Here is a 21,759-nt window from a genome sequence, read left to right as displayed (position 1 = left end):
CATGCCGCGCATCGGTGAAACCCCATGCTGCAACCCCGCCTGCACGTGCACCGATGCCACGGTGAACCGAACGGGCGGGGGCAAATTGCAGAGCAAGTGCCACAAGTGCGGCACTGAGCGCTGGGCGCCGCTGGGCACCAAGGCCCACCGCGACCTGATGGCGCAAACGCGCCTGGATGACGATGCGGCGCCGGAGCCAGAGCCCGAACCGGGGCCGCCTGAGCCGATATCGCCAGCGAAAGCAAACGCGCTCGCCAAGGGCCCCAGCGCGCCGCGCGCCAACAACCCTTTCTCCCTGGAAAACCTATGACCGACAAAAACGCAAAGCCCGATGACCTGGGCGCCCTTGCGATGGCCGCCCAGCAGCTCCACGACGACACGCAGGCTAGCCAGTCAGAGCAGGGCGGGGCAGGGCCTGAGCAGGTGCCGCCACAGCAGACCAACGGCGCGATCATCGCGGGCACGCTGCAGCTCTGCCGCGACACGGCGTGCGTGCTGTTCGACCTGCGCAGCCCGGCCGCCGTGCTGACCGATGCCAAGATAGAGCAGCTGGGCGAGCTGTGGGGCCGCGTGGCCGACAAGCGCGGGTGGAACCTCGCCAGTGCCCTGGGCGACTACGTCGAGGAAATCACGGCCCTGATGGGCACCATTGGCATTGCCCGAGAGCTGGTGCAGGCCGTCGTGATGGAGCTGGACGCCAAGGCCCAGCGCGATGCCGCGCGCACCGTGGACGCGGCGCCACCAGCGCCCCAGCCAGCATGAAGGGCAAGGCCCTCACCTATGCGGCCTTCGGCGCCCGTGGCACCGGAAAAACCGCCTGGGTGAAGCAACTCATTGCCAGGTTGAACCCGCCCCGGCTGATGGTGTGGGACTTCAAGCACGACCCGTCGCTGGTGGGCATGGGCGAGCCGCACACCAGCCTGCCGGGCTTCATTGAGGCCTGCCGCGAGAAGCGCTTTTCCCTGCGGTATCTGGTGGACCATGCGGGCGACATTCACGCCCAGTTCGACCTGTTCTGTAAGGCGGCGTGGGTGGCGGGCGACGTGCTGGTGTTTGTTGATGAGCTGCCCGAAGTCACCAAGGCGAACAAGGCCCCGCAGGCATGGCGCCAGCTCGTCAACGTGGGCCGCGAGTATCAGCACGGCGGCAAGGTCAAGCGCGTGGCAATCATCGGCGCCGGGCAGCGCCCAGCGGAGTGCGACAAGTCGTTTATCGCCAATGCCGACGTGGTGCACGTGGGCCGCCTGGGCAACGCCTCAGACGCGCAGGCCATGGCCCGCTCGTGGGGCCTGAATCAGCGCGAGTTCATGGACCTGCCGGACCTGCATTGGCGAGAAAAGCGGGCCGACATGATCGAAATTCAACGCGGCGTGTTGTCCTTCGGCAACAAAAAAACCGCCACCAAAACCACGCCTTAGGCCTCGTGCCTTAGGCGGTGCGTTTCGCGTTTTGCCGCGTCGGCGGTGTCATCGGTGCTATTGATTTTTCAACCACCGGACACCTGAGGCCGACATGAACCTGACCAGCTCCCAGCTCACCAAAATTGCAATCGCGCTGGGCGGTTGCTTCGCCGTTTACAAGTTCGTGGGTCACCCCGCCGCCAAGGCGATGGCCCTGGGCGTGGCCGGTGTGATCGTGGGCAAGAACGTGCCCTACATCAGCGACGCGCTGTGATCTGAGGACTTGCCATGAATAAGCAAATCGTCCTTGATCCGTTCCAAAACGTCGCCAACAGCGGCGTTGCAATCTGCGACCTGAACAAGCTGCTCGGCACCGTGCTCGAAAAACTGACGTTCACGCTCGGCGGTACCTTCACCAAGTCCATGATCACCAAGATTGAGCTCAAGCTCAATGCCAAGGTGGTCTACGAAACGGACGGCTCCAAGCTGGACGCGAAAAACCTGTACCTGGGCGGTACCGCCGACGTGACCGTGCTGAAACTCGATCTGATGGACCGCAAGGCCATCACGGTCAACGCACGCCAGGCGGGCGCGCTGGACCTGTCGGTAGGCTCGGGCATCAGCTCGGCCCGCCTGGAAGTCACCATTGCGGGCGCCACGTCGCCAACGCTGGTGGGCTTCGCCGACGTCTCGCCACCATCGGCAGACCCTGCAGAAGCCGGTATTCGTGCCCTGATGACGCGCTGCCACCGTGCGACGTACGTCGTGGGCGCCGCTGGCACCTATGCACTGCCTGTGCCCCACCTGGACCCCGCGGGCGGTGGCTCCAATTACCGCCGCATCGCCTTTTTCAGCGCCAACATGACGGCCCTGAAGACGGTGCGCGAGGGCGTCACGGAGCACGAGCTAACCAAGCTGCAAAACGAGGCCGCCCAAAAGGACAACTTCCGCGTGCCTCAGGCCAATCTGGTGATCTTCGACCCTGTGCAGGATGGTCAGCTCACCGGCCGCACCTGGGACACCCGCCCCATCAGCGGCGTGCGCTCGGCGCAGCTCTACGGCACGTTCTCGGCTGGTGAAACCATCACCATCGAAACCGAAGAACTGCTGCCGCTGAACGCTTACTAAGGGGCGCCCATGAGTGACGCCTACAGCGTGACAGCGCAACAGGACGCCCTGCGGCCCATGCGCATGTTCGTGGGGGCGCTGACCGGGGCATTGCTCGGCGCTGACCAGTCCAATGCGGGCCAGGATGCCTACGCCTACGGCGTGCCCAGTGCATACGCCGGGTACCAAGTCGTCGGGCCGTACAGCTACAGCCAGGAGGGGCGGCCCATCGCCACCACTCCCAGCGGTGGCCTCGTGATCTCCCCCATGGTGATCATGCTGGGCATCGGCGCGGCTGCGGTGCTGCTCGCCAAGGGGTAACCCGTGGCGCTCAATTTCTCGCTTCCATTCCCTGGCGGTGGTGGCATCGGCATGGGTGCGGGCATCGGCCTGCCGCCGCTGCAGCTCTCCAGCTCGGCCAGCTCGGGCATGGACCAGCGCGGCGCCCAGACGTCGGCCAGTGGCAACGGCGATTGGTCCGTGAACATCGCGGGCTCGGGCACTGCGCTGCAGGCCGCCTCGGGCGGGATCAACTGGTGGCTGGTAGCAGCGGGGGCGGCAGCGTGGTATCTCCTGCGCAAGTAACCCCCGTCTGGCCCTGGGATCGCTCCCACGTCGAGGCCTTGCTACCTTCCGTGGACGCGAGCCCATGGGGGCCGCTGGAAGGCCCGGGCGACGTGCTCGGCGGCGCCCTGCTGTACGAACTGCGAGAGGGCGGGGCGCATGCCCTGATGGCCGTGCGGCCTGTGCCTTTGGCGCTCGGTCTGCGGCTCGATGTGGTCGGGCTCGTCAGCCTGGGGGACCGCATGCGGTCCGGCGCTATCGACCAGGCGGCGTGCGGCATCGCCGCGCAGCTCGGCGCGGGTCAGGTGGCGATGTGCACGAAACAAGAACACGTGGCGCGACAGTGCGCCCGCCATGGCTGGATTCAAACCGGCGTGGTGATGACGAAAGGGCTCTATGTCCAGCAGTAGGAGCAGCACGGCCCAGCAGGTCTGGCAGCAAGACAACCGGCGCGTGATCGGCCAGGGCGGGATTTCCGCTGAGGGTGGATCGTCGGTGACGGTGAACGCGCTGGACGGCGAGGTGATCAACCGCATGTTCGACTTTGCGGGCAAGCAATCGGGCCAGGTGTACGACTTCGGCGGCCGGGCGCTGGACCTGACAAGCGACGTCGTGAATGAGGCGCTGGGCTTCGGCAGCGGTGCCATGAAGCTGGCGGCCAATGCGCAATCCGATGCGCTGGCCTTTGCCGAGTCCACGAACAAGACCGCCCAGCAAAACTCCTACAACTTCGCGGGCGACGCCCTGGGCGGTGCGCTCGGGCTGGCAACTTCGGCGATGAACAAGGCGTTCAACTCGGCTGAGTACACCGGGTCCATGGTGAAAGATGCCTACGCCGACGCCAAGGGCCGGGGCGCGCTCACCGACAAAATTCTGATTGGCGCCGTGCTTGCCATGGCCGTCGTTGCCTTCGCGGCGGTGAAAAAATGAACGCACTCAAGCCCACACAGTTTTATGACATCACGGTGCCGGCAAACGGCGCCTACCGCCTGCTCGTGGCCGGTGACTACTTCAAGCTCATGACGGCGACCGGCGCCGTGAACGTGCAAGCCGACTGGGGCGAGCTGCGCGGCCTGATCGGCGGCCAGGGCCTGGAAGAGAGTAATTTCAGCTACCTGAACTTCACCGACGTGTCGGGCGCGAGCAACCCGATTCGAGTATTCATCGGCGACAAGAAATTTATCGACGGCCTGGGCGGGACGATCAACGTCGGCACCAACAACGTGCCGCTGTCTGCCGCCTTCGCCAACCTGCAAAAGACCGTCACCAGCACCAGCGCACAGCTCCTGGCGGCCAATGCAAACCGCAAGTACCTGCTGATCCAAAACAAGGACACAGCGGGCAATCTGTACATCGGTTTTGGCGCGGGCGCGGTCACGGCGGCCAATGGCATTCGCGTCATCCCGGGCGGGTCGTATGAGCTGCCGGGCGGCATCTGCACCACGCAAGAAATCCGCGCGATCGGCGATATCGCCAGCAACGCCAACGTGACCACGGTGGAAGGCTGACCATGCCAGTTTCTCAAGGCTCGGGCGGTACCGGCATCCCTGGCGCGGTGCTCAAGGCGTGGGTTCGGATGACCTCGGCGGGCGCGTTCGTTGCTGGCTTCAACGTCACCAGCACGGCGCGCAGCGCCACGGGCAGCTACACGGTCACGTTCACCTCCGCAATGTCCGGCACGGGCTACATGGTGCGGTTTTCGCCAAGCAGTTCTGCGGGTTCGGATGCGCCTGTTGGAAAGCTCGGAACCGCGTCAACGGCCGCTGTTGCGGCGGTGTACTCGGCGGTTTTCAATGCGTCCGGCACCCTGCTGACTGACATGGGCGGCGTCTGGGAGTTCTATGAATGACCCGCGCGCTGTACCTGCTGGCGGGCGCGGTCGTGGTGCTGGTGGCCGTCGATCTGGCGCGGCGCCAGGCGGGGCAGGGCGCGCCGGAATGGGGCGGCACGTTGCCCGATGGATGGGCCGACCTCGTGCCCGAATGGGGGGCGAGCGAGCCCGACCAGACCACAACGTTTTTTGAGGATGTGATCGTGAACCTGTCGCCCAGCACATATGCACCGTCCAACGTTGCGCCCGACGTGGCCGCCGCTAACGTGCGCGCCTTTCTGGACATGATCGCCTACGCCGAAGGCACCGCGGGCTACCCGGGCGGCGGCTACAACACCCTGTTCGCGGGCGGCCAGTTCGAAGGCTTCGCGGACCATCCGCGCATCTATGTGCCGTTTCGCACCACCAGCAGCAGTGCGGCCGGCCGGTACCAGATCCTGGCTCGCACCTGGGACGGGCTGCAGGGCAAGTTGAACCTGCCGGACTTCGGCCCGGCCAGTCAGGACGCGGCGGCTGTGGAGCTGATCCGCGAGCGCGGCGCCCTGGGCGACGTGCAGGCCGGGCGCACGGTGCGCGCCATCGGCAAAGTTGCCAAGGTGTGGGCCAGCCTGCCAGGCGCTGGCTACAACCAACCCGAACGAAAACTCACCGCACTGCTGCAGGCGTACGCTGGCGCGGGCGGTACCACCACTGAGGCCTGAACATGAGCACTGCATCCTCCCCCGGACCCAATAACCTCGCGCTGCTGCTGGTGCTCGGCATCGGCGCCTATTACCTGATGACGCGCCGCGCGATTGCGCAACCGGCCTACATGGGCCGCCCGCCCACCACCACCACGCAAGAAAAGGTCTCCCTGATCGGCGCCGGGGCCAATGCGCTCTCCCAGCTCTTCAAGGGCTTCGGCGGCGGCTCGGGCTCGGTGCCCCTGCTGGGCACGTACGACGGTCGTTCACAAACCCAGTGGGACGTGACGCCGCAGGGTCCGGACGGCCCGCGCTACAACAACCCCAGCGCCTACGTGGCGGGGGGTGCTGATGGCATCCCGGTGAACCCGGTGAACACCTCGGCGTTCGACTACTTCGACCAGAATTACGGGATGGCCTGATGGACCGCAAGCTGCTCATGGGCGTTGCGGCGGTGGCCGGTATCGGCCTGCTGCTGTACCTGCGCAAGTCGGGTGATCAGGCCACGCTGGCCGGGTCGTCGTCGCTCGTCGGCGCCCTGGGCGGCGGCAGCGCGTGGGCATCGCAGCCCATCGTGGTCAACGCGCCCAACAAACCCGCCGTGGCCGACGCCAGCGCCATCAGCGCAGCGCCGCCGCCACCGAAGCCAGCGGCTGCGCCCATCGCGGCCACCACGCCTTGGACCATGCAACCCATCGTTGACGGCACCGTGTCCTGGGGAGGCTCGGGCTGGCTGCAGTCCAACGGCAAGCCCGTGGCTGACGGCTACGCGTTCGCGCACCTCACCCCTGAGCAGCGCGGCGGGCGCACGGACGCCCAGATCGTGGGCGCGTTCCTGTGAAAGTCGCCCCTGTCTCCGGTGACCTGATCGTCAAGGGCGTGATGCTCCTGGCGGGGGTGGCCGTGGCGGTGTGGGCGGTGCGCAAGGTGTCCGGCGTCGCTGGCGATGCTGCAGGGCAGGCCTGGGGCGCTGTGAAGGATGGCGCCTGGGCGCTCAGCCCGACGAACAACGAAAACGTGATCTATCAGACCGCCAACGGCGCATTCTGGCCGGACGGCTCCAACAGCATCGGCTCCTGGCTGTACGACGTGATCAATCCGGAGCCGCGCCCAGAAAACACGGGCACCAACCATGCCTTCTACGTGCCCCCCGGCTGGGACGTGACCCCGCAAGGGCCTAACGGCCCCCGCTACAACAACCCCAGCGCCTACATCGCCCCCGTGGGCGCCATGTCCATCTACAGGTGACCCCATGAAAAACCCCCTGATCGCCATCGTTGCCGCTGCCGCCCTCGTGGGCTGCGGCGGCCTGCATGTCTCGTGGACCGCCACGGCCAGCTACAACGCCGACGCCGTGACGCGCAGCCAGGTCGTGCACCAAGACGCGAGCAAGAAGTGAAGTTCCTCACGCCGCTGCGCCTGGAGCGTGTTGACGACACAAGCCGTGACGGCCGGGGTACTTGGCTGTTGCTGGCGGTCCTGGCGTACTGGTCTGAACGCTTCGGGCGGTTTGAGGTGCCTGAGGGGTTCGTGACCGACCTGGCCAGCGTGCCCAGATTGCCGGTGGCGTTCTTCCTTGCCGGTGGACTGGCCCACGCGGCCGCCGTACTGCATGACTGGCTGTACACCACGCACCAGGTGGACCGGGCGACCGCTGACGCGATCTTTCGTGAGGCCGCACAGGCCTGCGGCGTGAGCGCGTGGCGGGCCTATTTGATGTGGCTGGGGGTAAGGGCAGGGGGTGCCAGCTCGTGGGCCGCTGCAGGCCCGGAACAACCGCCCGCCGTGGCAATCCAAATACAACAGGAGGGACTGCTCCCATGACTATTGCCGACGCCCTGCCGTGGCTCAACTTGCTGATGCTGCCGATGGCCGCGCACATCCTGCGCACCGAATCTCGGATCACTCGGATCGAAACCCAGATGGAGCTGATGCTGGATCGCCTGGGAGTGAAACAGTGAACATCAAAGCCATCATCCCCACGCCGGCCGAACTGGGCCGCGAAACCCTGATCTTGCTGGGCGGCGCGTTGCTGGCCGCCTTCTTGATGCGCCAATTCCCCTCCGTGCGCTCGTACATCCGGGAGGCTTGGGGGGAACCAGGCGCCCACACCTGAAACACCGATAGGAGATCCAGCCATGGCACGACGTCGCATGCCCCCTCGCCACAAGTCCGGCCCCAAGAAGGGCCAGTTCAAGAAGCGCCGATAGCGTATATCGGGGCGTTGGCAGCGGTGTCGACGCCCTGGGCTATCAGTTCTTCAAGGGATTCAATTTGCCGCCTCAGGGCGGCATTTTCACGTTTGAGCCAGGCGTTTTCCCGGTGGGCGTGGGCCGCCCAGTTGACCGCCTCGCAGTCGGCCGTGGCGCGGCCCCACTGGGTTTCCCAGAACAGCGCAATCATCACGGCGCGTGGTGCGCCCTCGGCGGCCACGTAGCGCGCCAGGGTCACGGGCGATATGTTCAGGTGCTTTGCGATCTGGGCGCGTGTGGCCGGTAGATCGTCCAGCATGAACTGCAGTGGCGGAAGTCCGGACGCGCGGGGGGTTCGAAACATGTGAATGCCATCGTTACCGCGCGGTAACAATCCAATGCAGGGAAAAGTCAGGCGAAAACCAGGCTGTTTGTGCTGGAGCCGCCGCACAGTGCGCGCATGGCGCTATCAATTGCAGAGCGTACACGGCGACGCTTACCATTTAACATAATATACATCGTATAAAGTAAAACATGATGCATCTGACTTCACCGCCAACTGTCTGGACTCGTGCCATCACCGCTACCATCAAGCCATGACCATAACTTCCCAGCCCGCTCCTGCACACCCATCCAAAATTCACTTCGGCCACCAGGGCCGTGTCTGCATCGTCACGGGCGGCGCGCAAGGCATTGGCGAGGCTTGCGTGCGGCGGTTCGCGGCCGAAGGCGCCAAGCCGGTCATTGTGGATGTGGACGATGTTCGTGGCGCGGCGCTGGCGCAGGAACTGGGTGTGCTGTACGTGCACTGCGATGTGGGCGAAAAATCCCAGGTGGACGCCCTGGTGGCACAGGTGCTGGCCGCCCACGGGCGCATCGACGTGCTGGTGAACAACGCCGGCATCTTCAGGGCTGCGGACTTTCTCGATGTGACCGAGGCGGATTTCGACGCTGTGCTGCGCGTCAACCTCAAGGGCTCCTTCCTGGTGGGCCAAGCCGTGGCGCGGGCCATGGTGGCATCCGGCGGCGGGTCCATCGTCAACATGAGCTCGGTGAACGGCGTGCTGACCATTCCCAGCATTTCCAGCTACAACGTGAGCAAGGGCGGCGTGAACCAGCTGACCCGGGTCATGGCCCTGGCACTGGCGGACAAGAACATCCGCGTGAACGCCGTCGCGCCTGGCACCATCGCTACCGAGCTGGCTGCCAAGGCCGTGCTGACCAGCGATGACGCCAAGAACAAGATCCTGAGCCGCACGCCCATGAAGCGGCTGGGCGAGCCGTCGGAAATTGCCGATGTGGTGGCGTGGCTGGCCAGTGACGCGGCGAGCTATGTCACGGGTGAGATCGTGACGGTGGATGGCGGGCGGATGACGCTCAACTACACCGTTCCGGTTTAACGCTACGAGCCGCAACGCCAGCAGCTATCAAATCAATAGCTGCTAGCGCAAGCCTAGTGCGCGGTAGGGCCTGTTTTTAGCCAATTCAGCACAACCCCGCCCCTGCACAACCCTGCGCAGCCCTGTTCAAATCGACTCAGGCCTGCGGCACGCGGCTGAGCAGGCCCGCCATGCTGCGCGGCCAACCCACCCGGCCGAACCAGGCGCCGCCTGCAATGGCCCAGGCATTGATCAGCCCATAGAGCACCAGCGCCACGCCCTGCGCGGCGAACACGGCGGTCAACCCGCCGCCCCAGCGCAAGGCCAGCCAGCCACCCGTGACCGCCACTACCAGCCGGGCGATGTTGCCGATGACCGGCCACAACAGGCGCCCTGCCCCTTGCGAGGCAAAGTACAGCACCAGGCCCAGCCCGAAGAATCCGTACACCGGGCCCACCGTGCGCAGGTACAGCGCACCGGCCTCCAGCATGGCCGGGTCACTGTTGAATAGCCGCAACCACGTGCCCGGGAAGGCGGCGGCCCACAGTCCGATGGCCTCGGCCATGGCAAACGCGATGGCAGCGCCGATCCAGGTGGCGCGCAGGGCCCGCTCGCGCTGGCCCGCGCCGATGCAGGTGCCGACCATGGCCACCAGCGGTGCGCCCAGGCCGAACACCAGCGGCACCAGCAAATACTCGAGCCGCGACGCGGTGCCATAGCCCGCGATGGCTGCGGTGCCGAAACCGCCCACCAGCGCCGTCGTCACGCCGATCGCCAGGTTGGTGGCCACGGTAGATACCGTACCCACCAGGCCCACCCGCAAGATGTCCTTGAACAGCACCCAACGAAACCGGATCTGCGCCAACGACGGCCGCAGCAGACTGCGCGGCGACCACAAGTACGCCGCCAGCACAGCGCTGCCCACGGCGTAATACGCCATCAGCGCGATGGCGCCGCCCGCAATGCCCAGGCCCGGCACCGGGCCCCAGCCAAAGATGAGCAGCGGCGACAGCGGCACCAGCACGAACGCACCCAGCACGGTGACGTAGGCAGGCACCGCCATGTTGCCGGTGCCGCGGATCACGGCCGAGAGCGTGTTGAACAGCCAGACCAGAAACGCCCCCGCAAAAACCCAGTTGGAGTAGATCAGGGCCGCCTCCAGCGCGCCGCCGGTGCCGCCCATGCGGGTGTACAGCCAGCGCCCTCCTCCCACCACCGCCACGGTGAACACCAGCGCAAACACCGCCGCAATGGCCAGCGCGTGCAGCACCAGCGCATCGGCATCGTCACGCCGGCGCGCCCCCAGCGCTCGCGCAATGGCCGACGCAATGCCCCCGCCCATGGCGCCTGCCGACGTCATCTGCATCAGCATGACCACCGGGAATACCAGCGCCATGCCCGCCAGCGCATCGGTGCCCAGTTGACCCACGAAATAGGTTTCGATCAGACCCACACCCGCCTGCGCCAGCATCACCAGCACATTGGGCATGGCCAGGCGCAGCAAGGTGGGCGCAATGGGCGCCTCCAGCAGCATGCGGGTGCGTACGTCGAGCGGCGCGGGCGCGGCTGGCGCCGTGGCTGCGCTGCTCATGAAGCCGCCCCCGGGGTCACTGCCACCTGCCTGCGCGGCACCACGATGCGCACGGTGGACAGCTGGAGCACATCGCCCTGCTGGTTGCGGGTTTCGCTGCGCACGGTGACCATGCCGCGGTCGGGCTTGGATCGGGACGGCTGGATCTCCAGCACCTCGCTCACCACGTGCAGCACGTCAGTGGCGCGGGTGGGTCGCGGCCAGCTGATTTCTGCCCCGGCGCCGATGATGCCGCCGGCAATCGGCAGGCCCGTGGTCACCTGCAAGCGCATGGTGATGGCCGCTGTGTGCCAGCCGCTGGCGGCCAGGCCGCCGAACAGCGTGGCGCGGCCCGCGGCCTCGTCCAGGTGAAAAGGCTGTGGGTCGAACTGGGCCGCAAACGCCTTGATCTGCGCCTCGTCCATGGCGTGTTCACCGCTGGTGAAGCGGTCGCCCACGGCCAGGTCGTCCAGGTAAAGCGGTTGGGGTGGGGCTGGGTCGGGCAATGCGGCGGCTGCCGCCAGGGTGGTTGTCATGGCAGTTTGCTTTCAGCTAAGGATCAACGGATGAAGTGGCTTGGCTCGGCTTGGCTCAGGCCGCAGCAGCTGCAGGGCTGCGCGCCAGCGGGGCCTCGCGGATGGGCAGGTTCACCAGCGCGGCACCTGCAGCCAGGGCGATGTCGATGTACCAGACCCAGTCGTAGCTGCCGGTGGCCTGGAACACGCTGCCGCCCAGGTACGCGCCCAAAAAACCGCCGATCTGGTGCGACAGCATCACCACGCCAAACAGCATCGCCATGTTGGCGGTGCCGAACATCTTGGCGACCAGGCCCGCCGTGGGCGGCACGGTGGAGAGGAAGGTCACGCCCATCACCGCCGCAAAAATCAGGACCACCGGCGTTGTCTTGGGCGCGAACAGAAACACCAGCACCGCCAGGCCGCGCACGGCGTACAGCAGCGACAGCAGCGACTTCATGCGCCAGCGCCCCACGGCCCAGCCCATGGCCAGGCTGCCCACGATGTTGAAGAGGCCGATCACGGCCAAGGCCCAGCCGCCCACTTGCGGCGGCAATCCGCACGCCGCAATCACCCCGGGGAGGTGCGTGGCCAGGAAAGCCACGTGAAAGCCGCACACCAAGAACCCGATGGCCAGGTAGCGGTAGCTCGGGGTGGCCAGCGCCTGGGCTACGGCCTGGCGGGCGGTCAGGGCCTTTTGGCCCGACGCGGCAGCGGCCTGTGCCGCGAGCGCGTTGGAATTGCCCTTGAGTACCCACACCGCTGGCAGCGCCAGCAGCACCAGCACACCCAGCCACTGCATGGCGCTGGCCCAGCCCACCGCGGCCGTCAGGGTGATGGCAATCGGCGCCATGACGAACTGGCCGAACGAGCCGCCCGCGTTCACGATGCCGGTGGCCAGGCCACGCTTGTGGGCCGGCACCAGGCGCGATGTGGCGGCCATCAGCACCGACGGCCCCGCCATCCCTGCCCCGCCCGCGGCCAGCACGCCAATGGCGAAGATAAGGCCGGCGGTTGTGGTCATGTAGGGCGTGATGAAAGTGCCCAGCGCCACCAGTGCCACGCCCAGCAGGATCACGCGGCCGGTACCGACGCGGTCGGCCACCGCACCCGCAAAGGGCTGGGTCAGCCCCCACCACAGTTGGCCGAACGCAAACGCCAGGCTGATGCTGCCAATCCCCAGCGCGGTGGAGGTGTTGAGCGCCGACAGGAACAGGCCCATCGTCTGGCGCGTGCCCATGGTCAGTGCAAAGGCGCCCGCTGCGGCCAGCAGCACCAGCCACAGGGACAAGGGCAGCGCGGGCGCAGCAGCGCGTGCGGACCCTGCGGGGGCGGTGTTACGGGTGTCATTGGTCATCGCCGGGCTCCTGGGCACTGGCCAGCAGGGCCAGGGAATCGTCGACCAAGGCGTGCAGCGCGTTCACCCGCCCTGCCCCCAGGGTGTCGTTGAGCGCCAGTTGCGCGGCCTTCCAGTGGCGCTGGGCCTCGGCACGCTTGTCGCGGCCGGCATCGGTGATGTGCACCAGCCGGCTGCGTGCATCGGCCCCAGCTTCGAGCGTGACCCAGCCGACATCGACCAGCGGGCGCAGGTTGCGGGTTAGCGTCGAGGCGTCCATCTTCATCGCCGCGGCCAGATCCCCCGGGCGAATCGGCCCCAGCTTGAGCACATGCGACAGCAGCGAATACTGCGTGGTCTTGAGGCCGCACCGCGCCATCTCGGTGTCGTAGTGCTGCGCCACCCGCCGCATCAGCTGGCGCAGTTTGAAGTTAGTGCAGCCCTGGGGGAGCGCACCGGCGACAGCTTCGGGTGGAGTGATTTCAGCTTGCATGCTATAAATTGTATCTGCAATAATTGCATATGCAAGTTATTCGTTTGGCTTTCACCCCACTCCCATCCAAGGCACCGTACCTATGACGCAGAACAACCAGCTTGAACAATGGCTCGCCCAGGAACGCGACATCGCCGCCCGGCTGGAGGCCGGCGTGGGACCGGGCGTCTCGCGCCCCGACCAGGTGGCGGGCTTGACGGGTTTGCAGATGATGCAGGCCATGCTGCGCGGAGAGCTGCCCTACCCGCCCATCGCCCGCACGCTGGACTTCCAGTTGATGGAGGTGGACGAAGGGCTGGCCGTCTTCCAGGGCACGCCGGGGCCGGCCCACCTGAACCCCATGGGCACCGTGCACGGCGGCTGGTTTGCCACCCTGCTGGACTCGGCCCTGGGCTGCGCCGTGCACACCCGCATGCTGCCCGGCCGCGGCTACACCACCGCCGAGCTGGGCGTGAACCTGGTCAAGGCCCTCACGCCCAAAGTGCAGCGCGTGCGCGCCGAAGGCCGGGTGATCCACTGCGGCCGCCAACTGGCCACGGCCGAAGCCCGCCTGGTGGGCCCGGACGGCACGCTGTACGCCCACGCCACCACCACCTGCTTGGTCTTTGATCTGCCGGCACAATCGAAGGCATGAGATTCCTCCACACGATGCTGCGCGTTGGCAACCTTCAACGCTCGATTGACTTCTACACCCAGGTGCTGGGCATGCAACTGCTGCGCCAGTCCGAAAACCCCGAGTACAAATACTCGCTGGCCTTTCTGGGCTTTGACGGCGGCAACCCCGGCCAGGCCGAGATCGAGCTGACCTACAACTGGGGCACCGAGAGCTACGACCTGGGCACGGCCTACGGCCACATTGCCCTGGGCGTGCCAGACGCTTATGCGGCCTGCGAGAAGATCAAGGCAGCCAGCGGCAACGTGACGCGCGAAGCGGGCCCCGTGAAGGGCGGCACCACGGTCATCGCCTTCGTCACGGACCCGGACGGGTACAAAATTGAATTGATACAAAGGGCCGAGGGTTCGGCAGGCGGTGGTCTGCGATGAATTGGCGGTTGCTATTGAACTAATAGCTGGCAGCGCTTGCCAGACAGGCGGTAGAGCCAGTTTTTATTCAATTCAGTGGCCCATTGAGCGCCCGTAAAAAAGCCCGGCATTGCCGGGCTTTTCATTGGGTCGGCGGTGGACCGCCGCTGAATTACTGCGCGCTCAGGGCCACTTCCACGCGGCGGGCTTCGGCGTTGTTGCCGCTGGCCGTGGTTTCTTCGGGCTTCTTCAGCTCGATCTTGTCGTCGGCCACGCCCAGGCCCTTGAGGGCATCACGCACCGCAAAGGCGCGTTGCTTGGCCAGTTCGGCGTTCAGCGCGGCGTCGCCCGTGGCGTCGTGAAAGCCCGACACGACGGCCTTCTTGCCCTCGGCCACGCCCTTGACCACGTCGGCCAGCGCTTCGTTGGCGCCGACAGCCAGGTCGGCCTTGGCGCTGGCAAAGTAGAACTTCACCACGCCGTTGTCCACCCGCACGCTGGCCGCATCGTCAGCGACCAGGGCCGCTGGCGCGTTGCTTGCAACAGCGGGTGCGGCAGGTGCAGCCGAGGTTGCTGCTGCCACCGCCACCGGCTTGGCGGCACCGGCAGCGCCCACGCGCTTGACCACCACGGTGCCGACCACGGCAGAGATCACCAGCGCGATGAGCGCAAACAGGAAACCCAAAGCAAAACGTTCTTGGCTATCGTCGTCGGAACTGGACATGAAAACTCCCGCAGTCGTGATGTTGATTGATGTTGAAAAAGGTCCGGTGTGCCCATGCCGCTGCACTGTCTGTGGCGGGTACAAGACCCTGGCATGCCGCACCAAAGCCTTCAATTGTAAAGTGCTCCCATGACGAATCTTCCCGCGCCCCTTCGCGACCCGGCTCCCATGCTGGAGCGTGCACTGGATGAGTGGGGCGGCGACACCGACCTGTGGGTGTTCGGCTATGGCTCGCTGATCTGGCGGCCCGACTTCGATTTCACCGAGCGCCGCCCGGCCACCGTGCACGGCTGGCACCGGGCGCTCAAGATGTGGAGCCGCATCAACCGCGGCACGCCCGAGTGCCCAGGGCTGGTGTTCGGCATGCTGTCCGGCGGCAGCTGCCGGGGCATGGTGTTCCGGGTGGACAAGGCGCAGGCGCGGCAGGTGCTCATCAACCTGTGGCAGCGCGAGATGGTCACCGCCGTGTACGACCCGCGCTGGCTGCCCTGCCGCACACCGCAGGGCACCGTGCAGGCGCTGGCCTTCACCCTGTCGCGCAAAAGCCCCAACCACACGGGCGAGCTGCCTGACGAAGAGTACTGCCGCATCTTCGAGCAGGCCTGCGGGCGTTTTGGCACCACGCGGGACTACGCCCAGGCCACGTACGACGAGCTGCGCAGGCACGGTATCCATGACCGCGCCTTGGCCAAGTTGATTGCACTGGCCCGCAAAGAGGCTTAGACGCTTTGGCATCGGGTGCCTCGGCAGCATGTGCGGACGGCGCCGTGTCCTGCGGCGCGGCGCGGCGCGGCGCGGCGGGTGCACAATGCGGCGGTCTCTCACCCCTCAGCCAAGGAGCCTGACCCATGAAAAATGTTCGTTCAGCCGGAGTTCTGTCCCTCATCGCCGCTGCCGCCCTGATGGGCTGCGCCGGTTATTCCTCCGGCCCCACGGCCAGCGCCACGCTGGAGCCCACGCGCGGCAGCACCACCACCGGTACGGTGAAGTTCGTGCAAGCCGGCGATGTGGTGAAGGTGTCCGGCGAAATCCGTGGCCTCAAGGCGGGTGCCGAGCACGGCTTTCACATCCATGAAAAAGGCGACTGCTCCAGCGGCGACGGCATGAGCGCCGGCGGCCACTTCAACCCTGGCGGCAAGCCCCACGGCCACCACGGCGCGGGCGAGCACCACACGGGCGACCTGCCCAGCCTCAATGCCGACGCCAACGGCGTGGCCACCTTCAGCTTCGAGTCGCGCACCATCCGCGTGGGCAGCACCGCCAACGACATCGTGGGCAAGGGCCTGATCGTGCACCGCGACCCCGACGACTACAAGACCCAGCCCACGGGCAACGCCGGCCCCCGCTTGGCCTGTGCCGTGATCGCGGCCAAGTAACGGTCGCACGCAGGCAGGGCGCTGGAGCCGCACCGATCCGCCCGCCTGCCTGCCTGCAAAGCTTTTGCCCGCCGTTGCGCTGGCCATAACCCGCCCCAATGCATCGGCCGGCGGGTTTGCTTTTTGGGGAGCCCTCAGGTCCGGCGCGCCGCCAGCAGGCCTTCGGCGCGCGCCAGATCCTGCACGGTGTCGATGTCCGTCACCGTGCCTACGTCTTCCACTTCCAGCCAACGCACTCTTTCTTGCTGCGCCTGATGGAGCACCACGCTGGCAGCGCCCTGCTCTCCCGCCAGGGCCAGCAGTCCAGACAGGCATTCGGCGGCAAAACCCACGGGGTGGCCGCGGTTGCCCTGGTGCACCGGCACCGCCACGGCGCAGTCCGCCAAGACGGCGGCGATGGAACTTAGCGTTTCGGGGAGCACCAGCGGCAAATCTCCGGGCAGTACCAGCCAACCCGGCGCCGTTGCCGTCGCGCGCACCGCCGCTGCAATCGAATCGCCCATGCCGGGGTGGCCCTCGTCCTCCACATGCCAAGGCAAACCACTGGCCCGCACGGCAGCCAGGGTGTGCTCCAGCACGGTAGTGCTGCCCAAGGGCGCGCGCAGCTTGTGTACCGCGCCGCCCGATGCGGTAAACCGTTCGCCCCGGCCGGAGGCGAGGATCAGGACCGTGGGAAGGTGGTGTCGCATGGACGCAATTGCCTGTGGGATCGAAAAAGATGTTCTCGCCAGTTTCCCGTACGGCAGAAAATGCGAAGCAACGCAGCAATGAATGGCCCATCGCTTGCGAGCGCCAGTGATCTACGCACGCTTGGTCAATTCAGGCTTCGGCCCCAATGGCCTGCTCGATTGCCTCAACTGTCCCCAAGGCACGCCACCGTAAGCGCCGCCCGCCAATGCGCCCGAGTGGCCTTTTACACCTTTGGATAACGGCGGATGCCCAACCACGCCAGCAAGGTCGCCAGCAGCACCAAAGCCCATTGCGATAAAGTAGGAATCTTGCTGGCAGTATCGGTTGGTACAAAGGGTTGAATCTCCACCGCACCCATATCGATGGTGCCGCCCACGATGCGCGTCAATCCTCGCTGGTCGGTTGAAGCCACGGTCACGAACGTGTTTGAGCCTGCATTGCGTGCCGGGCTCGTACTGGCAATCAAGCGTGTGAGCGTGGCGCCACCATTGTTGGCCAGCGATCCTAATTGGGGGTCCACGTTACCGATATTATTGCCACCCACCACCACAGCGGCCGATGTGCTTTGCAGCAGCGAGTAGTTCATATTGATGGTGGCGTTTCCCGTGTTGATATCGGGGCCCGTCGGCGCGGTGCCACCAGCAAATATGGAATTCGTGATGTTGATGGTGTTGGCGCTGTTCCCTCCGTCGAGATTACCCCCCGATGTGCTCGCCGTGTTGGATGCCAGCGTGGAGGAACGTATGTCGGTCAACTGGCTACCGCCAAAAGAACCCTTCAAATAAATGCCGCCACCCTTTCCCGCATTGGCGGCGTTACCCGATATGGTGGTATTTTCCAGACGCAACGTGGAGTTGGTTCTGTAAAAAAAGAAGCCGCCCCCTTGGCCTGCAGTGTTACCACTGATCGTCGAACGATCAACGGTCAGTGTTCCAAGTGCGGACGATTTATAAAAGAACACGCCACCACCACGACCATTGGCGTTGCTATTACCTGAAATCGTAGTATCACTGATCGTCAATGGCGCATTAATTTTATACAAAAAGATGCCGCCGCCCCGAGATCCGCCGGAATTTCCTGAAATCGTGGAACTGGTGATGCTGCTGGAGCCAGCTACGTTATACAAAAACAATCCCGCGCCACCAGAAGTTGCGGTGTTATTGCTGACCCTGGTGTTGCTGATGTTGACCCCACCTGCATTGGATCTGAAAAACAGCGCGCCACCTTTGCTGGTCGACACATTGCCCGTGATGACGGACTGGTCGATCGTCAAGCTTCCCGATTGCTCAAAACGAATAGCAGCGCCACTGCTATTTCTACCCGCCGTCAGCGTCAGACGGCTGATGGTGACGTTTACACCGGCACTTCTGACATAAAAAATGCGGGAAGTGCTATTGCCATTGATGCTCAGTGTCCCTGTCGTGGGTCCTTGCACCGTGACCGAATCGGTAAGACGCAGATGGGTACCACCCAATGTGATGGTGCCGGTCAACGCAGACAGGTCAATGGTGTCGGTGCCCGCGCCTGCAACGCAATCTCCCCCGGTGGTGTCGCTGTTGGTGTTGGCATTGTTCACCGCCTCGCGCAGCGTGCACAAGTTGTCGCCTGCCGTGACATCGTCAGCCAGAGAATCCACTTCGATGACCGCTGCCGATGCGTGCCCGCCCATGGCTGCGAGCGCCGCGCCCGCAGCCAGTACCGCGCTTTTTCCTGTCCGTTTTGCATCGGACTTACGATCCCATGCACCACCCTGTGTCAGGTATACCGCCATATCCCTCATCCCTTAGTGATGCTAACTTTGCTGTTGGCCAGATTCTACGAACAATGGGCACGAAAGTAACCGGTGCCTGACCCTTATGCGCCTGAACACAGAATTCATCCGACTCCCCCTGGCCTTCGATGCGGCCCGTTTGGCCAGCGAGATTCGCGCCCTGCCCGAAGTAGCGTGGCAGCCACACCCCGAAGGGCATGCCGGCAATGCGGCCTTGCCGCTGATGGCGGTGGGGGGCGACCCCCTGAACAACGGTGTCAAAGGGGTGATGCAACCCACGCCGCAACTGCACGATTGCCCGTACCTGCAACAAGTGATGTCGGTACTGCAAGCCCCCATCGGCCGCACCCGCCTGATGCGCATTGATGGCCGGGCCGAAGCCAGCTTGCATGTGGATGTCAATTACTACTGGCAGCAGCACATGCGCGTGCATGTGCCCATCGTGACCGATCCTGCGGTGCAATTTATCTGCGGCGGCCAAGCGCTGCACATGGCAGCCGGTCAAGCCTGGGTGTTCGATACCTGGCGCGAGCACAACGTCATCAATCCCACCCACTTGCAGCGCATCCACCTGGTGATCGACACCACGGGTTCGGCGGCACTGTCGGCACTGCTCGCGCAAGGCGGCCGCCCCACGGATCCGCAAGCGCCAGCCATGGGCCCGGTCCGCACGGTGGCCTTCGAGCCCGGCGCCCGGCCGAAAATTTGGCATGAGGTGGACAATTTTCCTGTGGTGATGTCGCCTGCAGAGCAGCAAACGCTGTTTGCAAACATCCAGGCCGTGCTGCCCAGCACCAATTCGGGCGAAGCCCTGCGTGCCGAAGTGGCCGGTTTTTTCGACCAATGGCGGCAGCTCTGGGACCGGCACCAGTCAGCCCCTTCGGGTTGGCGCGCCTATGCCGATCTGCTGGAAAGTACCGGCGACAGGATGGGCCGACTGCGCAGCAGCGTGACGCTTTCCAACGGGGTGGACGGCGCGTTCGCGGTGCAGCAGATATTATTGGCACCCGCCCTCAACACCGATCTGGCCGAGCGGGTGGTGCCGTCGGTGCGCGGCGCCCAGACGCGATTCGACCGGCCCGTTTTCATCGTTTCTTCTCCGCGCTCAGGGTCGTCGCTGCTGTTTGAGACGCTGAGCCAGGCGAAGGACGTGTTCTCCATCGGCGGTGAGAGCCATGCACTGATCGAGGGCATCGAGGCGCTGCATCCCGCCGCCCACCAATGGCACTCCAACCAACTGGGCAGCGCAGATGCCACCCCCGAGGTGATGCAGGAGCTTGCATCCCGATTTGCCACCGCTACCCATGACCGCGAAGGGCGGCCCACGGCGGACCGGGATAGCTTTCGGTTTCTGGAAAAAACCCCGAAAAACAGCCTGCGCATTCCTTTTTTGCGCGCCATGTTTCCGGATGCCATGTTCATTTACCTGTACCGCGATGAACGCGCCACCATCAGCAGCATGCTGGATGCCTGGCGCTCCGGGCACTTTGTCACCTACGACTTGCCTGGCTGGCGCGGCACACCTTGGTCGCTGGCTTTGGTACAAGGATGGCGTGACATGACTGGCATGTCCACGGCAGAGGTTGCCGTGCGCCAATGGGAGTCCATTACCCGCACCGTGCTGGATGACCTGCAGACGCTGCCACCCGACAGCTGGTGCGTGGCCAGCTACGACCAACTGGTGGCTCACCCGGAGCAAGAAGTGCGCAGGCTCAGCCAGTTCGTTGGCTTGCCGTGGGATCGCAACTTGACCGCACCGCTGCCGCCTTCGCGGCATACCCTCACGCCAGCCAACCCCGACAAATGGCGAGCCAACGCCGCCGAAATCGAGCCTCTGATGCACCTGGTCTCGGCCACTGCCGAGCGCGCCCGGGCACTGTTTGCCCACGAGCCCCTGCGCCGCCCCCCTACTCCGGTGGCGCCCGTCGCTCCCGCTCCCATGCCTGCCGCCGGCCCCCACCCGGCCACCGTCCACCCCATGCCAACGCCCACCCCCAGCGCCGCCCCCGCCCAGCCGCACGACCACCAGGACTTTCGCAGCGTTCACACCACATCCTTGCCGCAACTGCTCAATGAGTTGGGCGCATCGCTGCTGGTGACCACCTACCAAAGCGGCCGCCTCATCACCCTGCGTGCAGATGGCCCGAAGCTCAACACCCACCTGACCTACTTTCCCAGTCCCATGGGCATGGCCTACGACGGCAACCGCTTGGCCATCGGCACGCTGCAAGCCGTCTGGGACTACCGAAACATGCCCGACGTCGCCTCCCGTCTGCACCCCAACAAGCACGACGGCTGCTTCATACCGCGCAACATGCACGTCACTGGCGACATCAGAGTGCATGAGCTGGCTTTTGATGCGGGTGGTGAACTATGGGTGGTCAACACCCGGTTTTCGGCGCTGTGCACGCTCGACCGCGACCACAGCTTTGTGCCGCGCTGGCGACCATCGTTTGTCACCGCGCTGGCGGCCGAAGACCGATGCCACCTCAATGGCCTGGGGATGCGCGACGGCACCCCCACCTTGGTCACGGCCCTGGGCAGCACCAACACCCCTGAAGGCTGGCGGCACCACAAAGCCCAAGGCGGCATCGTCATGGACATCGCCAGCAACGAAATCGTCACCCAAAGCCTTGGCATGCCGCACTCCCCGCGCTGGCACAACGGCCAATGGTGGTTGCTCGAGAGCGCCAAAGGCACGCTCATCACGTTCGATCCGGCCACCGGAAAAACACAAACCGTCGCCCACATGCCCGGCTTTACCCGCGGCCTGGCCATGCATGGTTCGTTGGCCTTCGTGGGACTGTCGCAGGTGCGCGAGAGCGTGTTCGACGGCATTGCCTTGAGCCAGCGCCTCAAGCCTGAAGAGCGTAGCTGTGGCGTTTGGGTCATTGACCTGAACACCGGCAATAGGGTGGGCTTTATCCGTTTCGAGGGCATCGTGCAGGAGATCTTCGACATCCAGATACTGCCCGACCTGCGCTACCCCGAGGTGCTGGAGCCCGATGCCGATGTCATTGGCGGCTCGTTCGTCCTGTCGGACGAGGCCATGAAGGATGTGGCGAGGGACTGAGATGGCGAACGCGCACGGGGCAGGCGGCTGAA

At 65.3% G+C, this 21,759-nt stretch carries 33 protein-coding genes; 25 read left to right on the top strand and 8 right to left on the bottom strand.

Annotated elements, in window-relative coordinates:
* Position 1 precedes the first annotated feature (1 nt).
* The 19 genes from ACSQ3N_RS13110 (at position 2) to ACSQ3N_RS13020 (ending at position 7,701) form a co-directional block, all read left to right on the top strand.
* The gene (locus ACSQ3N_RS13110) at positions 2-310 is read left to right on the top strand and encodes a hypothetical protein (protein ID WP_436146466.1); all 309 of its coding nucleotides are present in this window, start codon (positions 2-4) and stop codon (positions 308-310) included.
* Complete coding sequence (locus ACSQ3N_RS13105) at positions 307-762, top strand: hypothetical protein (protein WP_436146465.1); 456 nt, start codon at positions 307-309, stop codon at positions 760-762. Before ACSQ3N_RS13110 ends, ACSQ3N_RS13105 begins: the two co-directional genes overlap by 4 nt.
* Positions 759-1,418, top strand: coding sequence for an AAA family ATPase (locus ACSQ3N_RS13100; protein ID WP_436146464.1), 660 nt, complete (start codon positions 759-761; stop codon positions 1,416-1,418). Before ACSQ3N_RS13105 ends, ACSQ3N_RS13100 begins: the two co-directional genes overlap by 4 nt.
* 94 nt (positions 1,419-1,512) lie before the next feature.
* Complete coding sequence (locus ACSQ3N_RS13095; protein ID WP_436146463.1) at positions 1,513-1,674, top strand: hypothetical protein; 162 nt, start codon at positions 1,513-1,515, stop codon at positions 1,672-1,674.
* Positions 1,675-1,688: 14 nt separating this feature from the next.
* The gene (locus ACSQ3N_RS13090; RefSeq protein WP_436146462.1) at positions 1,689-2,528 is read left to right on the top strand and encodes a major capsid protein P2; all 840 of its coding nucleotides are present in this window, start codon (positions 1,689-1,691) and stop codon (positions 2,526-2,528) included.
* A gap of 9 nt (positions 2,529-2,537) precedes the next feature.
* The gene (locus tag ACSQ3N_RS13085) at positions 2,538-2,828 is read left to right on the top strand and encodes a hypothetical protein (protein WP_436146461.1); all 291 of its coding nucleotides are present in this window, start codon (positions 2,538-2,540) and stop codon (positions 2,826-2,828) included.
* 3 nt (positions 2,829-2,831) lie between these two features.
* Positions 2,832-3,092 carry a hypothetical protein gene (locus ACSQ3N_RS13080; RefSeq protein WP_436146460.1) on the top strand — a complete coding sequence of 87 codons (261 nt, stop codon included), beginning with the start codon at positions 2,832-2,834 and terminating at the stop codon, positions 3,090-3,092.
* Positions 3,093-3,142: 50 nt separating this feature from the next.
* On the top strand, positions 3,143-3,481 hold the full coding sequence (locus ACSQ3N_RS13075; protein WP_436146459.1) for a hypothetical protein: 339 nt from the start codon (positions 3,143-3,145) through the stop codon (positions 3,479-3,481).
* A gap of 43 nt (positions 3,482-3,524) precedes the next feature.
* Positions 3,525-4,001, top strand: a complete 477-nt coding sequence (locus tag ACSQ3N_RS13070) for a hypothetical protein (protein ID WP_436146458.1) — start codon at positions 3,525-3,527, stop codon at positions 3,999-4,001.
* The gene (locus tag ACSQ3N_RS13065) at positions 3,998-4,579 is read left to right on the top strand and encodes a hypothetical protein (protein ID WP_436146457.1); all 582 of its coding nucleotides are present in this window, start codon (positions 3,998-4,000) and stop codon (positions 4,577-4,579) included. The genes ACSQ3N_RS13070 and ACSQ3N_RS13065 overlap by 4 nt, the downstream gene beginning before the upstream one ends.
* Before the next feature lie 2 nt (positions 4,580-4,581).
* Positions 4,582-4,920, top strand: coding sequence for a hypothetical protein (locus ACSQ3N_RS13060; protein ID WP_436146456.1), 339 nt, complete (start codon positions 4,582-4,584; stop codon positions 4,918-4,920).
* Positions 4,917-5,603 carry a glycoside hydrolase family 24 protein gene (locus ACSQ3N_RS13055; protein ID WP_436146455.1) on the top strand — a complete coding sequence of 229 codons (687 nt, stop codon included), beginning with the start codon at positions 4,917-4,919 and terminating at the stop codon, positions 5,601-5,603. The genes ACSQ3N_RS13060 and ACSQ3N_RS13055 overlap by 4 nt, the downstream gene beginning before the upstream one ends.
* Positions 5,604-5,605: 2 nt before the next feature.
* Positions 5,606-6,007 (top strand): hypothetical protein, encoded by a 402-nt coding sequence (locus ACSQ3N_RS13050; protein WP_436146454.1) that lies wholly within the window; start codon positions 5,606-5,608, stop codon positions 6,005-6,007.
* On the top strand, positions 6,007-6,426 hold the full coding sequence (locus ACSQ3N_RS13045; RefSeq protein WP_436146453.1) for a hypothetical protein: 420 nt from the start codon (positions 6,007-6,009) through the stop codon (positions 6,424-6,426). The genes ACSQ3N_RS13050 and ACSQ3N_RS13045 overlap by 1 nt, the downstream gene beginning before the upstream one ends.
* Complete coding sequence (locus tag ACSQ3N_RS13040) at positions 6,423-6,833, top strand: hypothetical protein (RefSeq protein WP_436146452.1); 411 nt, start codon at positions 6,423-6,425, stop codon at positions 6,831-6,833. The genes ACSQ3N_RS13045 and ACSQ3N_RS13040 overlap by 4 nt, the downstream gene beginning before the upstream one ends.
* 4 nt (positions 6,834-6,837) lie before the next feature.
* Complete coding sequence (locus tag ACSQ3N_RS13035; protein WP_436146451.1) at positions 6,838-6,984, top strand: hypothetical protein; 147 nt, start codon at positions 6,838-6,840, stop codon at positions 6,982-6,984.
* The gene (locus ACSQ3N_RS13030) at positions 6,981-7,409 is read left to right on the top strand and encodes a DUF1353 domain-containing protein (protein WP_436146450.1); all 429 of its coding nucleotides are present in this window, start codon (positions 6,981-6,983) and stop codon (positions 7,407-7,409) included. Before ACSQ3N_RS13035 ends, ACSQ3N_RS13030 begins: the two co-directional genes overlap by 4 nt.
* Positions 7,406-7,546 (top strand): hypothetical protein, encoded by a 141-nt coding sequence (locus ACSQ3N_RS13025; RefSeq protein ID WP_436146449.1) that lies wholly within the window; start codon positions 7,406-7,408, stop codon positions 7,544-7,546. Before ACSQ3N_RS13030 ends, ACSQ3N_RS13025 begins: the two co-directional genes overlap by 4 nt.
* A complete protein-coding gene (locus tag ACSQ3N_RS13020; RefSeq protein WP_436146448.1) occupies positions 7,543-7,701 on the top strand; it encodes a hypothetical protein in 159 nt (52 codons plus the stop codon). Before ACSQ3N_RS13025 ends, ACSQ3N_RS13020 begins: the two co-directional genes overlap by 4 nt.
* Before the next feature lie 77 nt (positions 7,702-7,778).
* Here ACSQ3N_RS13020 and ACSQ3N_RS13015 read toward each other — a convergent pair whose 3' ends face one another.
* On the bottom strand, positions 7,779-8,141 hold the full coding sequence (locus ACSQ3N_RS13015; RefSeq protein ID WP_436146447.1) for a hypothetical protein: 363 nt from the start codon (positions 8,139-8,141) through the stop codon (positions 7,779-7,781).
* Between the two features lie 232 nt (positions 8,142-8,373).
* On the opposite strand from ACSQ3N_RS13015, the gene ACSQ3N_RS13010 reads away from it, so the two are divergent.
* Positions 8,374-9,177, top strand: coding sequence for an SDR family NAD(P)-dependent oxidoreductase (locus ACSQ3N_RS13010; RefSeq protein ID WP_056166198.1), 804 nt, complete (start codon positions 8,374-8,376; stop codon positions 9,175-9,177).
* A 136-nt stretch (positions 9,178-9,313) separates the two neighbouring features.
* Here ACSQ3N_RS13010 and ACSQ3N_RS13005 read toward each other — a convergent pair whose 3' ends face one another.
* From ACSQ3N_RS13005 to ACSQ3N_RS12990, 4 genes are read right to left on the bottom strand one after another with little or no spacing between them, the layout of a single operon-like run.
* On the bottom strand, positions 9,314-10,747 hold the full coding sequence (locus ACSQ3N_RS13005; protein WP_436146446.1) for an MATE family efflux transporter: 1,434 nt from the start codon (positions 10,745-10,747) through the stop codon (positions 9,314-9,316).
* Entirely contained in the window at positions 10,744-11,262 is a 519-nt protein-coding gene (locus ACSQ3N_RS13000) for a MaoC family dehydratase (RefSeq protein WP_436146445.1), read from the bottom strand. Before ACSQ3N_RS13000 ends, ACSQ3N_RS13005 begins: the two co-directional genes overlap by 4 nt.
* A gap of 55 nt (positions 11,263-11,317) precedes the next feature.
* Positions 11,318-12,598, bottom strand: a complete 1,281-nt coding sequence (locus ACSQ3N_RS12995; protein ID WP_436146444.1) for an MFS transporter — start codon at positions 12,596-12,598, stop codon at positions 11,318-11,320.
* Complete coding sequence (locus ACSQ3N_RS12990) at positions 12,588-13,070, bottom strand: MarR family winged helix-turn-helix transcriptional regulator (RefSeq protein WP_056166208.1); 483 nt, start codon at positions 13,068-13,070, stop codon at positions 12,588-12,590. The genes ACSQ3N_RS12995 and ACSQ3N_RS12990 overlap by 11 nt, the downstream gene beginning before the upstream one ends.
* An 82-nt stretch (positions 13,071-13,152) precedes the next feature.
* Between ACSQ3N_RS12990 and ACSQ3N_RS12985 the strand changes: the two genes are divergently transcribed.
* Both ACSQ3N_RS12985 and gloA read left to right on the top strand, forming a co-directional pair.
* Complete coding sequence (locus ACSQ3N_RS12985) at positions 13,153-13,704, top strand: PaaI family thioesterase (protein ID WP_082516846.1); 552 nt, start codon at positions 13,153-13,155, stop codon at positions 13,702-13,704.
* Positions 13,701-14,114 carry a lactoylglutathione lyase gene (gene gloA / locus ACSQ3N_RS12980; RefSeq protein WP_056166212.1) on the top strand — a complete coding sequence of 138 codons (414 nt, stop codon included), beginning with the start codon at positions 13,701-13,703 and terminating at the stop codon, positions 14,112-14,114. The genes ACSQ3N_RS12985 and gloA overlap by 4 nt, the downstream gene beginning before the upstream one ends.
* 151 nt (positions 14,115-14,265) lie before the next feature.
* Here gloA and ACSQ3N_RS12975 read toward each other — a convergent pair whose 3' ends face one another.
* Positions 14,266-14,817, bottom strand: a complete 552-nt coding sequence (locus ACSQ3N_RS12975) for an OmpA family protein (protein WP_056166216.1) — start codon at positions 14,815-14,817, stop codon at positions 14,266-14,268.
* A gap of 129 nt (positions 14,818-14,946) precedes the next feature.
* Here ACSQ3N_RS12975 and ACSQ3N_RS12970 point away from each other — a divergent pair, with 129 nt between their 5' ends.
* Positions 14,947-15,540 carry a gamma-glutamylcyclotransferase gene (locus tag ACSQ3N_RS12970; RefSeq protein WP_056166218.1) on the top strand — a complete coding sequence of 198 codons (594 nt, stop codon included), beginning with the start codon at positions 14,947-14,949 and terminating at the stop codon, positions 15,538-15,540.
* Positions 15,541-15,665: 125 nt separating this feature from the next.
* The gene (locus ACSQ3N_RS12965; RefSeq protein WP_056166223.1) at positions 15,666-16,193 is read left to right on the top strand and encodes a superoxide dismutase family protein; all 528 of its coding nucleotides are present in this window, start codon (positions 15,666-15,668) and stop codon (positions 16,191-16,193) included.
* 134 nt (positions 16,194-16,327) lie between these two features.
* Here ACSQ3N_RS12965 and ACSQ3N_RS12960 read toward each other — a convergent pair whose 3' ends face one another.
* On the bottom strand, positions 16,328-16,882 hold the full coding sequence (locus ACSQ3N_RS12960) for a nucleotidyltransferase family protein (protein WP_056166226.1): 555 nt from the start codon (positions 16,880-16,882) through the stop codon (positions 16,328-16,330).
* Between the two features lie 224 nt (positions 16,883-17,106).
* A complete protein-coding gene (locus tag ACSQ3N_RS12955; protein WP_436146443.1) occupies positions 17,107-18,654 on the bottom strand; it encodes an IPTL-CTERM sorting domain-containing protein in 1,548 nt (515 codons plus the stop codon).
* An 85-nt stretch (positions 18,655-18,739) separates the two neighbouring features.
* Between ACSQ3N_RS12955 and ACSQ3N_RS12950 the strand changes: the two genes are divergently transcribed.
* The gene (locus ACSQ3N_RS12950; protein ID WP_436146442.1) at positions 18,740-21,727 is read left to right on the top strand and encodes a TIGR03032 family protein; all 2,988 of its coding nucleotides are present in this window, start codon (positions 18,740-18,742) and stop codon (positions 21,725-21,727) included.
* The last annotated feature ends 32 nt before the right edge of the window (positions 21,728-21,759 follow it).

The organism is Acidovorax sp. LjRoot194 (assembly GCF_964253015.1).
Classification (GTDB): domain Bacteria; phylum Pseudomonadota; class Gammaproteobacteria; order Burkholderiales; family Burkholderiaceae_C; genus Acidovorax.
Note: the sequence above shows the minus strand (reverse complement) of the source record. Positions and strands in the feature narration are given on the sequence as shown.